Source organism: Candidatus Pantoea gossypiicola (assembly GCF_008632075.1).
GTDB lineage: Bacteria > Pseudomonadota > Gammaproteobacteria > Enterobacterales > Enterobacteriaceae > Pantoea > Pantoea gossypiicola.
In genome coordinates, this window is sequence record NZ_VWVM01000035.1 from 1 (window position 1) to 12041 (window position 12041).

Annotated in this window: 11 protein-coding genes and 1 pseudogene; 10 read left to right on the forward strand and 2 right to left on the reverse strand. The window is 55.2% G+C overall.

What is annotated here, in order from left to right; all coding sequences use genetic code 11:
- The first annotated feature begins 510 nt into the window (after positions 1-510).
- The gene (locus F3I20_RS23185; protein WP_150012625.1) at positions 511-1659 is read left to right on the forward strand and encodes a 3-phenylpropionate MFS transporter; all 1149 of its coding nucleotides are present in this window, start codon (positions 511-513) and stop codon (positions 1657-1659) included.
- On the opposite strand, the gene csiE is transcribed toward F3I20_RS23185, so the two are convergent.
- Complete coding sequence (gene csiE / locus F3I20_RS23190) at positions 1641-2909, reverse strand: stationary phase inducible protein CsiE (RefSeq protein WP_150012623.1); 1269 nt, start codon at positions 2907-2909, stop codon at positions 1641-1643. The two genes, F3I20_RS23185 and csiE, sit on opposite strands and share 19 nt — an antisense overlap.
- Before the next feature lie 155 nt (positions 2910-3064).
- Between csiE and F3I20_RS23195 the strand changes: the two genes are divergently transcribed.
- The 3 genes from F3I20_RS23195 (at position 3065) to F3I20_RS23205 (ending at position 5879) form a co-directional block, all read left to right on the forward strand.
- Complete coding sequence (locus F3I20_RS23195) at positions 3065-3691, forward strand: DUF1007 family protein (protein WP_150012621.1); 627 nt, start codon at positions 3065-3067, stop codon at positions 3689-3691.
- Positions 3682-4662 carry a nickel/cobalt transporter gene (locus tag F3I20_RS23200; protein WP_150012619.1) on the forward strand — a complete coding sequence of 327 codons (981 nt, stop codon included), beginning with the start codon at positions 3682-3684 and terminating at the stop codon, positions 4660-4662. Before F3I20_RS23195 ends, F3I20_RS23200 begins: the two co-directional genes overlap by 10 nt.
- Positions 4663-4865: 203 nt before the next feature.
- Positions 4866-5879 (forward strand): TIGR04086 family membrane protein, encoded by a 1014-nt coding sequence (locus F3I20_RS23205; protein WP_150012617.1) that lies wholly within the window; start codon positions 4866-4868, stop codon positions 5877-5879.
- 63 nt (positions 5880-5942) lie between these two features.
- Here F3I20_RS23205 and suhB read toward each other — a convergent pair whose 3' ends face one another.
- Positions 5943-6746 (reverse strand): inositol-1-monophosphatase, encoded by an 804-nt coding sequence (suhB, locus tag F3I20_RS23210; RefSeq protein WP_013358738.1) that lies wholly within the window; start codon positions 6744-6746, stop codon positions 5943-5945.
- Positions 6747-6878: 132 nt separating this feature from the next.
- Between suhB and trmJ the strand changes: the two genes are divergently transcribed.
- From trmJ to F3I20_RS23240, 6 genes and pseudogenes are all read left to right on the forward strand, one after another.
- Positions 6879-7616, forward strand: a complete 738-nt coding sequence (gene trmJ / locus F3I20_RS23215; RefSeq protein WP_046102371.1) for a tRNA (cytosine(32)/uridine(32)-2'-O)-methyltransferase TrmJ — start codon at positions 6879-6881, stop codon at positions 7614-7616.
- 145 nt (positions 7617-7761) lie between these two features.
- Positions 7762-8259, forward strand: coding sequence for a Fe-S cluster assembly transcriptional regulator IscR (iscR, locus tag F3I20_RS23220; protein WP_150012615.1), 498 nt, complete (start codon positions 7762-7764; stop codon positions 8257-8259).
- An 88-nt stretch (positions 8260-8347) separates the two neighbouring features.
- On the forward strand, positions 8348-9508 hold the full coding sequence (locus F3I20_RS23225) for an IscS subfamily cysteine desulfurase (protein WP_150012613.1): 1161 nt from the start codon (positions 8348-8350) through the stop codon (positions 9506-9508).
- Between the two features lie 159 nt (positions 9509-9667).
- A complete protein-coding gene (pepB, locus tag F3I20_RS23230; RefSeq protein WP_150012611.1) occupies positions 9668-10954 on the forward strand; it encodes an aminopeptidase PepB in 1287 nt (428 codons plus the stop codon).
- A 46-nt stretch (positions 10955-11000) separates the two neighbouring features.
- A complete protein-coding gene (gene sseB, locus F3I20_RS23235) occupies positions 11001-11765 on the forward strand; it encodes an enhanced serine sensitivity protein SseB (protein ID WP_150012609.1) in 765 nt (254 codons plus the stop codon).
- Between the two features lie 164 nt (positions 11766-11929).
- A pseudogene (locus tag F3I20_RS23240) lies at positions 11930-12041 on the forward strand (IS200/IS605 family transposase); the annotation flags it as partial.

A 12041-nucleotide genomic window follows, 5' to 3' on the forward strand; every position in this document is an offset into this window, starting at 1 on the left:
TGGTGGCAGAGTCAGTAGAAATCTATAACAGTCAGCGGCCACATCTGTCGCTGAAATACAAAACGCCTGATGCAGTGCATCAGGCGTTTTAACGGCATAACGTGTCAACCTATGCCAGGACTAGTCACCTAAAAAACGAGTGCGAATTAGCTGTAAGACCTGAGTTGCTCAGGAAACACGGTCAGATCGGAAAGTCGCTAAAGCCAATCCCTGGCCGCTCGGCCCGCGCGATTACACACCTCATCCCTGAGGTGTGCCCGTACCGGGCCAACGCTTTGCGTTGTTCAAAAACGCTCCCGGCATTTTGTCCATGGCGCGGGGCGCTTTCCTCCTCTGACCGTGTTTCCTGCGCGTTAAAACTTAGAGGTAGCGGTAAGAGGCGCTCTGATTTGGACTGGTTAGTGTTCTGAAAGGATAGCAGATGCCATCCTTTTTTATTGCCTGTCCCGCAGGGCTCTGCCAGAGTAGCGCCCACTCATGCTGCGAGGCAGCAAACCTGCTGGAGGGAATATGGCAATCGGCTCCGCCAGATGGCTCGGATTGGGCTACTTCACTTACTTCTTCTGCTACGGCATCTATCTGCCATTCTGGGGGGTGTGGCTGAAAGGCACCGGCCTGGATGCTGAGAAGATTGGCCTGCTGCTCGGCTGTGGTATGGTCGCGCGCTTCGTCGGTAGTCTGCTTATCGCCTCTCAGGTTAAGAATCCTGGCCGGTTGATTACGGCGCTGCGTCTGCTGGCGTTGATGACCTGCCTGTTCGCCGCCGGTTTCTGGGTAGGTGAGCAGTGGATGTGGCTGCTGACTGTGATGATCGGCTTTAACCTCTTCTTCTCGCCGCTGGTGCCGCTCAGCGATGCGCTGGCGGCGACCTGGACACAGCAGATTGGGCTGGCGTACGGGCCGGTGCGGCTGTGGGGATCGCTGGCCTTTGTAATCAGCTCGGCGTTAACCGGCGTGCTGGTCAGTGCTTACTCCTCTCAGGCTATTCTGCTGCTGCTTTCCGTTGGTGTCATCGCCATGCTCGCGGGCATGATGCTGAGACCGGCTACCCAGCCACAGGGTCATGAGCGTCAGAGTGCTGCTGGCGGTGGCTGGCAGGAATGGCGTGATTTGCTGCGTGAAAATGCAGTATGGCGATTTATGCTCTGTGTAACGCTGCTACAGGGCGCGCATGCTGCCTATTACGGCTTCAGCGCTATCTGGTGGCAGGAGAGCGGCTACTCCGCCTCGACAGTGGGTTATCTCTGGTCGCTGGGTGTAGTGGCGGAAATTATCGTGTTCGCTCTGAGCAACCGCCTGTTCCGCCGCTGGAGCGCGCGTGACCTGCTGCTGCTTTCAGGCATCTGCGCGCTCATTCGCTGGGGCCTGCTGGGAGCCAGCACCGCGCTGCCGCTGCTGATTGTGGCGCAAATACTTCACTGTGGCAGTTTCACCGTCTGTCATCTGGCGGCGATGCGCTTTATCGCGGCGCGGCAGGGGGCGGAAGTGATCCGTCTGCAGTCGCTCTATTCCGCGCTGGCGATGGGCGGGGGGATAGCGATAATGACCATGATCTGCGGCGTACTGTTCGCGCATCTGCAGGGGCATCTTTTCTGGGTGATGGCACTGGTAGCCCTGCCCGCACTGTTTCTGCGTCCCGGCTACGACTCCAGTAAATAACGAATGCGCTGCTGATGGTGCAGCGTCAGCGGCAGTTCAGCATGTACCAGTGGCGGTGAGAACAAGGGCAGAGAGGTGGGGTAGGGCGAGATAATGATGTCGGTGTCCCGCGGCGCGCCATCCCGCTGAAACTGCTTCACATCCAGATAAGAAATATTGATCGGCAGCAGCGTGATCTCCCGGATCTGCTGCTCCACATCCTGCTCCAGGTCGGCATCGTCGCCGGTTAGTATCAGGACCTGCTTCTCCTGCAGCGCACTCTCCTGCATCAGCCAGGCACCAAAAATAATGGTGACTAAACCCACCTCTTCCGGCGTAAAAGTAATATTGTAGTGCTGCTCAAAAGCCTGCAGGGCCTGCTGAGTTGTACGCAGCAGGCGAGGATAGAGTCGGCTGACATCCAGTGCCACACTATTGTCGATACCGATAGTAAAGTGAGTGCGATCGAGCGCCTGCGCCAGATGCGGATAAAGCTGGTGCAGCAGTTCGTCACGGTCAGCAAAGGTGATTTCGGCACAGGCTTCAAAGTCATTGATCAGTTGCTGCGTCGCGTTCATCAACTGCTGCTCAGCAGGATGGGCAATCGCGCCCACGACCGGCGTATGAATCTGGCTGAACAGCAGCGTCCAGAAGTCGGTTTCACTGACATGTGGGGCAAGATGGCAGCGTTTTCGCCAGTGATGTATCACATCTTCGGCGGCCTGCCGCTCAGGCTTCTGCTGCAGCCAGAGGGACTGCGCCTCGCTGAACAGCACCGGCTGACGCTGGCACAAGCCATACTTCATAAATATCTGCAGAAAAAGCCGGTCGCGTTCGCTGAAATCACGCTTCAGACGCAGGCTGCAGTGCTGAATCAGCGCCTGTAAATTGGTCTCATCCCATAACGCTTTTTCAATCTTCATGATCTTCAGGCGCTGACGCAGCGGCGTGGCAAAATGTTCGCAGACAAAATCCTGCGATAAACGCAGACTGCGTCGCAGGTTGTGCAACAGACAAAGGCGACGGTCCAACTCTGTACCATGAAGACGAAAGCTGCCATCCACCATCTGATGCAATTCCAGCTGGTGATATCGCTGTATCTCAAGGCCTACATCCGCGATATCCTGTCGGGCAACGGCAGGATCGATGCCATTCAGCTGGCAGATCTTTTCAAGCGTAAGCACGGGTGCGGGCAGAAACAGCAACAATAAAAGATGGCACTGACGCTGTGAACGGGTGAAGAGTGGTGCCAAAGGGGTAGCAGAACTCATCAATCAGATTTCCAGCAGGCTATTTTGAGCTAAGCGTAGTCAACCCGGTCAGCGTCCGCGCGGTTTACGCGGTTTATTTGCCGGAGGTTTAAGGCGGGTCACAAAATTTTGTTACTTATAGATTCTTTTCATCAGGAACGTTACTTTATAACATTATGAAACGCGCACTCTTTGCCTTACTGATGGTATTAAGTCCGGCTCTGCTGGCCCATCCTCACAGCTTCATCGACATGAAAACCGAACTGGTGGTGCAGGGTGACACCTTCACCGGATTAAAGATGATCTGGACCATGGATGAAATCACCTCCGCCGATCTGCTGTATGACGCGGGCGAGGCGAAGCCTGGCAGCGTAGTGTGGAAAAAGCTGGCGGCAGGCGTGATGGCGAACGTACTGGGCCAGCACTACTTTTCTGAAATCTGGCACAACAAACAGCGGGTAAAGTTTTTGAATCTGCCAACGGAATATAATCTGTCGCGTAACGGCCACAAAGCGGTACTGGAATTTGTTCTGCCACTAGCGGAACCTCCGACGCTGGCCGGGCAGCGTTTTGAGATCCTGACCTTCGATCCCACTTACTTCGTCGATATGTTCTATGACAATCCCGGCGCGTTAACGCTGCCGCCGGCGTTGCAGACCCGCTGTAAATTTGCGCTCAACACGCCAAAACCCAATGCTTCTCTGAAGCAGTATGCGCTGTCGCTGGATAAAGCCGATGCGCCTGCGGAGGAGATGGATTTAGGTCGCCAGTTCGCACAAACGGTGGTACTGACATGTCAGTAATCTCCGCCCCCCTGCGGGCTTCCCGGCTCTGGCCTCTATGGTTGCTGGCGGGACTCTTCATCGGCGGCGCGCTGCTGGTCTGGCTTTACTGGTCGCAGATTCTGCTGCAGAGCGTGCTGTTGCAGAAAGATCTGCACCGGCAGATGACCCAGCTGCTACAACAGGTTGCGGATCAGCCCAACAAGGCTGGCCTCTCGCTGGTGATATTCAGCCTGCTGTATGGCGTGCTGCACGCGCTGGGTCCGGGCCACGGGAAAGTCGTGATCGCGACTTTTCTGGCGACCCATCCGAGTCGCGTCAGAACCAGTATCAGGCTGACGCTGCTCGCCTCACTGTTGCAGGGATCAATCGCCATTCTGCTGGTAACGGTGATGCTGGTACTGCTGAAAACCTCGTCGCGTCAGCTGCATCTCAGCAGTTTCTTGCTGGAGAAGGGCAGTTATCTGCTGGTGATCGGGCTGGGCGTGATGATCGGGTATCGGGCGCTGCGTTCGCTGTGGCGGGCATTGCGTCCGCGGCCAGCCCCGCAGTTTCGTGCCTTCCGGCCCAACCATCAGCATGATGAGCATTGCGGCTGCGGACATGCGCATCTGCCGACGCCGCAGCAGATGAGCGGCAACATCAGCTGGAAAACCCAGATGCTGGTTGTGGTATCGATGGGATTACGCCCCTGTTCCGGTGCGATTATGATGCTGCTGTTTGCCAAAGTAATAGGTGTTTATGGCTGGGGCATTCTCTCTGCTGCCGTGATGGCGGTCGGCACGGCACTGACCATTTCGGCGATTGGCCTGCTGGTTCAGCAGGCGCGTTCGGTGGCGCAGCGGCTGGCACAGCCTGGTGCTGCGCCTGGCATCACGCGACTACTGATGCCAACGCTGGCCTTAACCGGTAGCCTGATTTTAATTGTGGCGGGTATCGCATTATGGCAGTCAGCACAGCTGACGCCGGGCGGCGGAATTCGACCTTTCTGACTATAAACGCAGCGGGAATAACATTCCCGCGGTTATCCTTACCTCGCTAATTATCTCTGAATTCATCTCTTTATTTTTTCTCTGGGCAGTTTAGTGGAGAAATAACTATTCCCTGTCTACGCTGTTAATACCAAAACGGCATTCTGCCGTCGGCATGATAAAAGATCAGAACAGCTTTCTGTTTATTGCGAGGAGTATATTTCATGGCTGATACCCGTATTAATAATGGCTATACCGAAACGCTGGCGACCGGGCCGGCAGGACTACCGTTAAAGCGTATTTCCTGGAGCGCGGTGTTTGCCGGTGTTATTTGTGCATTAATCGTTCACATCATCCTGACGTTGCTGGGCACAGCCATTGGTGCTACCACCGTTGATCCGATGAAAGAACAGAATCCGCTGGACGGCCTTGGCACTGGCGCGCTGGTCTGGACGGCCATTGAGATGCTGGTCGCAATGGCGGCGGGTAGCTATGTTGCCGGTCGACTGGCACAGCGTGAAGGCGCACTTCACGGTTTACTGATGTTTGGCCTTAGCACAATTTTCACTATTTACCTGGCTATTGCGCTGGCAACCAGCGTATTAGGTGGCGCGATGAATATTGTGGGTTCAGGCTTCCAGGCGCTGGGTAGTGGTATTTCCGCCGCTGCGCCTTCGGTTACTCAAATGGCAAAAGAAAAGCTGCAGGAAAATAATATTAATTTAGACAATCTGCAGAACGAACTGGAAACTACATTACGCCAGACCGGTAAGCCGGAATTACAGCCAGAGAATCTGAAGCAGGACGCAAATAAAGAAGCGCAGAATGCAGAAAACCAGGCTAACAATACCGCGAACCATCCGCAGACAGCTGATACCGATCTGACCAACTGGGTAAAAGGAGTGATGGATCGTCATTCAGATACTCTGCAGGCAGCCGATCGTGACGCACTGAAAAATATCATTAAAGCGCGTACCGGTAAAAGCGATGAGGAAGTGGATCAGATCGTTGCGAAAACCGAGCAGAGCTATCAGCAGGCTGTCCAGAAGTATAATGAACTGAAACAGCAGGCTGAGCAGAAAGCACGTGAAGCAGGCGAAAAAGCCGCTGCTGCGACCGCTAAAGCGAGCTGGTATGCCCTGATTCTGCTGATCATTGAAGCCGTACTGGCTGGTGTGATGGGTATGGTGGGCCGTCGTACTCAGCCCCGTCAGGTACTGGCACACGAACGTCGTTAATCATCACTGATTAACTGGCAATAATAAAGGCGGCTTATCAGCCGCCTTTTTCCGTACTGAGACTTAGCGTTTTAACGCTTCGCTCAGCTCATCACGCATGTTTGAGAGCATCGCTTTTACCACGCGCGGGTTACCCGCGACCAGGTTACCTGACAGCAGATAGCCGTGGTTACCGGTGAAGTCAGTAACCAGGCCGCCCGCTTCACGAACCAGCAGTTCACCCGCCGCAAAATCCCAAGGCTTCAGGCCAATCTCAAAATAGCCATCTACGCGACCCGCGGCTACATAGGCCAGATCCAGCGCAGCAGAACCGGTGCGACGGAAGTCAGCGCACTGGGTGAAGAGTTTGGTCAGGATGTTCATGTAAGCTGGCGCGTGCTGCTTCATTTTGAACGGGAAGCCCGTTGCCAGAACGGTGCCATCCAGATCGCGGGCAATGCTGCCACGCAGGCGATAGCCATTCAGCTGAGCGCCCTGGCCACGTGAAGAGGTGAACAGTTCATTGCGCATTGGATCGTAAACGACGGCGACTTCAGTGCGGCCTTTGATGCGCACAGCGATCGAAACAGCAAAGTGGGGCAGACGTTTGATGAAGTTGGAAGTGCCATCCAGCGGATCGATAACCCATTGAACATCCTGATCTTCGCCCGCCAGTTCACCGCTTTCTTCAGTGATGATGGTATGTTTCGGGTAAGATTTACGAATAATTTCGATAATCAGGCGTTCTGCTTCGCGGTCAACATTGGTTACGAAGTCGTTGCTGCCTTTCTGGCTGGCTTCGACGGCGTCCGGGGTTTCATAATATTTGGCAATTAAATTTCCGGCCTTGCGCGCTGCGCGCACGGCAATGTTGAGCATTGGATGCATCGGTATCTCTCGCTGGATGTTAAAGAACGGGGAAAACGGCGCGGAGTATAGCAGCGTGTTCGGTAAATGTCCTGCTTTATGTTACGATTCTCGCCACTGATTTTACTGACCCGTTTCTGAGTATCCCTAATCATGTTGCAAAATATTCGTATCGTACTGGTCGAGACTTCTCACACCGGTAACATGGGCTCCGTTGCGCGCGCCATGAAAACCATGGGCTTAACTAACCTTTATCTGGTTAATCCGCTGGTCAAACCCGACTCACAGGCGATCTCCCTGGCCGCCGGTGCCAGTGACGTTATCGGCGACGCAAAAATCGTCGATTCACTGGATGAGGCAATCGCCGGATGCAGTCTGGTGGTCGGTACCAGCGCACGTTCACGTTCGCTGCCCTGGCCGATGCTGGATGCGCGTGAATGTGGCGTAAAAAGTGTGGAAGAGGGCCAGCAGGCACCGGTCGCACTGGTGTTTGGTCGTGAACGCGTTGGCCTGACCAACGAAGAGTTACAGAAGTGCCACTATCACGTCGCGATTCAGGCCAACCCGGAGTACAGCTCGCTGAACCTGGCGATGGCGGTACAGATTATCGCCTATGAAGTGCGCATGGCATGGTTACAGTCGCAGGAGCAGGCCAGCCCGCCACCGAAGTATGAAGAATCGCCTTATCCGCTGGTCGACGACCTGGAGCGCTTCTATCAGCATATGGAACAGATGATGCTGAACAGCGGCTTTATCCGTGAAGCCAATCCAGGTCAGGTGATGAGCAAACTGCGTCGTCTTTATACCCGCGCGCGTCCGGAACGCGATGAACTCAACATTCTGCGCGGCATGCTTTCCTCCTTTGAAAAGCCAAAAAGCGATAAAAAATAAGGGGTTAATAGTTGACTGAATTACCAGGTTAAATAGTTGAGTGTTTTACCAGGTTAAATAGTTGACCAATTTACTCGGGAATGTCAGACTTCATGGCATCTATTGCTAATCCTCCGATAACCGGACGCTATTGAGGTCGTACGCTATGAGACTGACATCCAAAGGACGTTATGCCGTTACTGCAATGCTGGACGTTGCCCTTCACTCCCATGAAGGTCCGGTCCCGCTGGCTGATATTTCAGAACGTCAGGGCATCTCGCTCTCCTATCTGGAGCAGTTATTCTCCCGACTGCGTAAAAACGACCTGGTTTCCAGCGTTCGTGGTCCGGGTGGCGGTTATCTATTGGGTAAAGCGTCCAACACCATCTCTGTTGGCGAAGTGATTACTGCGGTTGATGAGTCGGTCGATGCCACCAAATGCCAGGGCAAAGAAGGCTGCCAGGGCGGCGAGCGTTGTCTGACTCACGTGCTGTGGCGCGATCTGAGCGTGCGTATCAGTGACTTCCTGAACAATATTACGCTGGCTGAGCTGGTGAATAATCAGGAGATTCTGGATGTGGCCGATCGTCAGAATGCGATCGATAATCGTCGCTTCCAGAGCCCGCGTTCGCAGGAAATTAACGTCAACCAACGCGCCTCGTAATCCCCGCTGTTGCGGCCCTTACTGCTAACGCGGTCAGGGCCGAATCTGCTATAAAGACGTATGATTTTCTATACGGAGCTGTAGCGCAATGAAATTACCGATTTACCTGGATTATGCCGCCACCACGCCGGCCGATCCGCGTGTAGCCAGCAAAATGATGCAGTTTCTGACGCTGGATGGCACGTTCGGTAATCCGGCTTCGCGATCGCACCGTTTTGGCTGGCAGTCTGAAGAAGCGGTCGATGTTGCCCGCAATCAGATTGCCGAACTGGTCAACGCCGATCCGCGCGAAATCGTCTTTACCTCTGGTGCCACCGAATCCGATAACCTCGCGATTAAAGGCGCAGCCCACGTCCATCAGGCGCGCGGCAAACATATCATCACCAGCCAGACGGAACACAAAGCGGTGCTCGACAGCTGTCAGCAGCTGGAGCGCGAGGGCTTTACCGTCACCTATCTGACGCCGGCGGCTAACGGCATCGTCTCGCCTGAACAGCTGCGTGCGGCGCTGCGCGATGACACCATTCTGGTTACTCTCATGCACGTTAATAATGAAACCGGCGTGGTTCAGGATATCGCCGCCTTGGGTGAACTCTGCCGCGAGCGTGAAATTCTGTTTCATGTGGATGCGACCCAGAGCGTGGGTAAGTTGCCCATCGACCTCAGCCAGTTACCGGTCGATTTGATGTCCTTTTCGGCCCACAAACTCTATGGCCCGAAAGGCATCGGTGCACTCTATGTGCGGCGTAAACCGCGCGTGCAGATTGCCGCTCAGATCCACGGTGGCGGGCATGAGCGTGGGATGCGCTCCGGCACCCTGCCGGTGCATCAGATTGTCGGCATGGGCGAGGCCTATCGTATCGCGGCAGAAGAACGCGAAACCGAGATGACGCGTCTGCGGGCGCTGCGCGATCGTCTGTGGCAGGGCATCAGCGTATTGCCGGACGTTACCCTTAATGGCGATCCGCATCAGCGTGCGCCGAACATTCTTAACATCAGTTTCGCTGACGTTGAGGGGGAATCCCTGATCATGGCGCTGAAAGATCTGGCTCTCTCTTCCGGCTCGGCCTGTACCTCTGCCAGCCTGGAGCCTTCCTATGTTTTACGCGCGCTGGGCGTAAGTGAGGAGCTGGCGCACAGTTCGCTGCGCTTCTCGCTGGGACGCTTCACAACCGAGGAAGAGATCGACTACGCGATTGCCCTGGTGCAGAAGTCGGTGACCCGGCTACGGGCGTTAATGAAATCCTGATATCCGGTCATAGTCCGGAAACGGCCCCAAAAGGGGCGCTTCGCTGGCAACGTCCGGCGGAATCTGTTATCAGGTCTCTGCGAAATACATTTAACATCTTATTAAAGCCGTTATAACAATCAGGCTGGATGAAACAGATAACGATTACGGAGCTTTTCGATGACCACACAACCCATGAACATTACGCTTAGCAGCCAGCCCGCCGATGCGCGCTGGGGCGAAAAAGCGATTCTGAGCAGCAACGACAGCGGCATGACGCTGCATCTGACCGGCGCGGATGCGCTGAATACCATTCAGCGTGCGGCGCACAAAATCGACAGCCAGGGGATTCGTCACGTGGCGCTGACCGGTGAAGGCTGGCACCTTGAGCAGTGCTGGGCATTCTGGCAGGGCTTCCGTGGCCCGAAAGGTCAGCGTCAGGTTGAATGGCCAGAACTGGGCGAACATGAGCAGGCGGAGTTTGATCGCCGTCTGAAAATCATCGACTGGGTCCGTAACGTGATTAACCTGCCTGCGGAAGACCTGGGACCGGAACAGCTGGCGCATACCGCAGTCGATCTGATTAGCGAAGTGGGCGGCAGCGCCGTCAGCTATCGCATTACCAAAGGTGACGATCTGCGTGAACAGGGCTATATGGGCCTGCACACGGTGGGACGGGGTTCGAATCGCCCGCCGGTTTATCTGGCGCTCGACTACAACCCGACCGGCGATGAGAATGCACCGGTCTATGCCTGTCTGGTCGGTAAAGGCATCACCTTTGACACCGGCGGCTACAGCCTGAAGCAGAGCAGCTTTATGGACTCAATGAAATCTGACATGGGCGGCGCGGCGACCGTGACCGGCGCACTGGCTATGGCGATTTCGCGCGGTCTGAACAAGCGCGTCAAACTCTACCTCTGCTGTGCCGATAACATGGTCAGCAGCAACGCCTTCAAGCTCGGCGACATCATTCGCTATCGCAACGGCAAATCGGTGGAAGTCATGAACACCGATGCGGAAGGTCGCCTTGTCCTGGCCGACGGTTTAATCGACGCCAGCGAGCAGAATCCGACGCTGATTATCGATGCTGCAACGCTGACCGGCGCGGCCAAGACGGCGCTGGGTAACGATTACCACGCGCTGTTTACCTTTGATGATGTGATGGCGCAATCGCTGATGGGCAGCGCGGTAAGTGAGAACGAGCCGTTCTGGCGTCTGCCGCTGGCTGAATTCCACCGCAGCCATCTGCCGTCTAACTTCGCCGATCTCAATAACATCGCCAGCCCGTCTCATGCGGCAGGCGCCAGCAGTGCGGCAGCGTTCCTGTCCCATTTTGTGAGCAACTATCAGCAGGGCTGGCTGCATATCGACTGTTCCGCCACCTATCGCAAGGGCGCGGTTGATCAATGGGCGGCGGGTGCTACAGGTCTTGGCGTGCGTACCATCGCCAATCTGTTACTGAAATAAGTCAGGCTCAGCGGTGGCGGATGTCGCCGCTGTTCAGAGGGAAACTATGAACCGTCTTGAAGAGGTGCTGAAGCGGGCAGCCACTGAGCCTGCCCATCGGCCCGAATTTTTCCAACTGCTACTGGAGTCTGATGTCTTTGTTCCGGGCGAAAGCACCACGCAACAGCTTGATGCCAGCACGCCCGTTGATCTGCAGCACTGGGAAAAAGAGGATGGCAGCAGCATCATTCCTTTTTTCACGTCAGAAGAGGCGATGAGTGAAGCGGTAAGCGGTGAGCAGTCCTGGCTGCGTCTGCCGGTCCGGACGCTGTTTGAGATTACACGCGGCGAGACGCTGTTTCTCAATCCCAAACTGCCTTCCGGTAAAGAGTTTACTGCAGCCGAGATCACCCATCTGCTGGCTGAGGAGGGCAGTGCGCTAAGCCAGCAAACCGTGCTGGAAGGCGGACAGTCCCTGCTGCTCTCTGAGGTGGCCGAGCCGCCTGCGCAGATGATCGATTCGCTGACGCAGCTGTTCAGTAAGCATAAACAGGTGCGCCGGGCGTTTATCGCCAGCATTCGTGAGCGGGCAGACGAAGCGCCCAATCTGCTGATTGGTATTGAAGCGGACAGCAACATTGAGGCGATCATTCAGGCGGCGGGCAGTGTGGCAACGGATACGCTTCCGGACGATGCACCGATTGATATCTGTGAAGTCACGCTGCAGGACCGTGGCATCAGCCACTTCTTTACCGCCCACATCACGCCATTTTATGAACGTCGCTGGGGCAGTTTCCTGCGTGACTTCAAGGGCAGTGAGCGGATTATCTGACGCACTCAAAAATCAGGCGGCTCATAGGCCGCCTGTTTTTTATTGCCAACTTAAAACCACGTCCTATGGACGTGGTTATCGCCTCGGTTCTGGCTCTGCCTGTAAAGACCTGCCCATGTCAAACTCCTCATCTGTTGTCCCCACAACTGATAAGGAAATTCAACATGAGCAGGTTTCAAAAAGCTTCCCACGTGCTGTGGCATTGTCAATACCATATAGTCTGGACGCCAAAGTGTCGCTTCAGGATATTAAAAGGAAATGTTGGTAAAGAGGTTT

Bases quoted from the DNA above. Each gene is read 5' to 3' on its own strand.
- F3I20_RS23185 (WP_150012625.1), top strand. From the start codon at position 511: ATGGCAATCGGCTCCGCCAGATGGCTCGGATTGGGCTACTTCACTTAC.
- csiE (WP_150012623.1), bottom strand. From the start codon at position 2,909: ATGAGTTCTGCTACCCCTTTGGCACCACTCTTCACCCGTTCACAGCGT.
- F3I20_RS23195 (WP_150012621.1), top strand. From the start codon at position 3,065: ATGAAACGCGCACTCTTTGCCTTACTGATGGTATTAAGTCCGGCTCTG.
- F3I20_RS23200 (WP_150012619.1), top strand. From the start codon at position 3,682: ATGTCAGTAATCTCCGCCCCCCTGCGGGCTTCCCGGCTCTGGCCTCTA.
- F3I20_RS23205 (WP_150012617.1), top strand. From the start codon at position 4,866: ATGGCTGATACCCGTATTAATAATGGCTATACCGAAACGCTGGCGACC.
- suhB (WP_013358738.1), bottom strand. From the start codon at position 6,746: ATGCATCCAATGCTCAACATTGCCGTGCGCGCAGCGCGCAAGGCCGGA.
- trmJ (WP_046102371.1), top strand. From the start codon at position 6,879: ATGTTGCAAAATATTCGTATCGTACTGGTCGAGACTTCTCACACCGGT.
- iscR (WP_150012615.1), top strand. From the start codon at position 7,762: ATGAGACTGACATCCAAAGGACGTTATGCCGTTACTGCAATGCTGGAC.
- F3I20_RS23225 (WP_150012613.1), top strand. From the start codon at position 8,348: ATGAAATTACCGATTTACCTGGATTATGCCGCCACCACGCCGGCCGAT.
- pepB (WP_150012611.1), top strand. From the start codon at position 9,668: ATGACCACACAACCCATGAACATTACGCTTAGCAGCCAGCCCGCCGAT.
- sseB (WP_150012609.1), top strand. From the start codon at position 11,001: ATGAACCGTCTTGAAGAGGTGCTGAAGCGGGCAGCCACTGAGCCTGCC.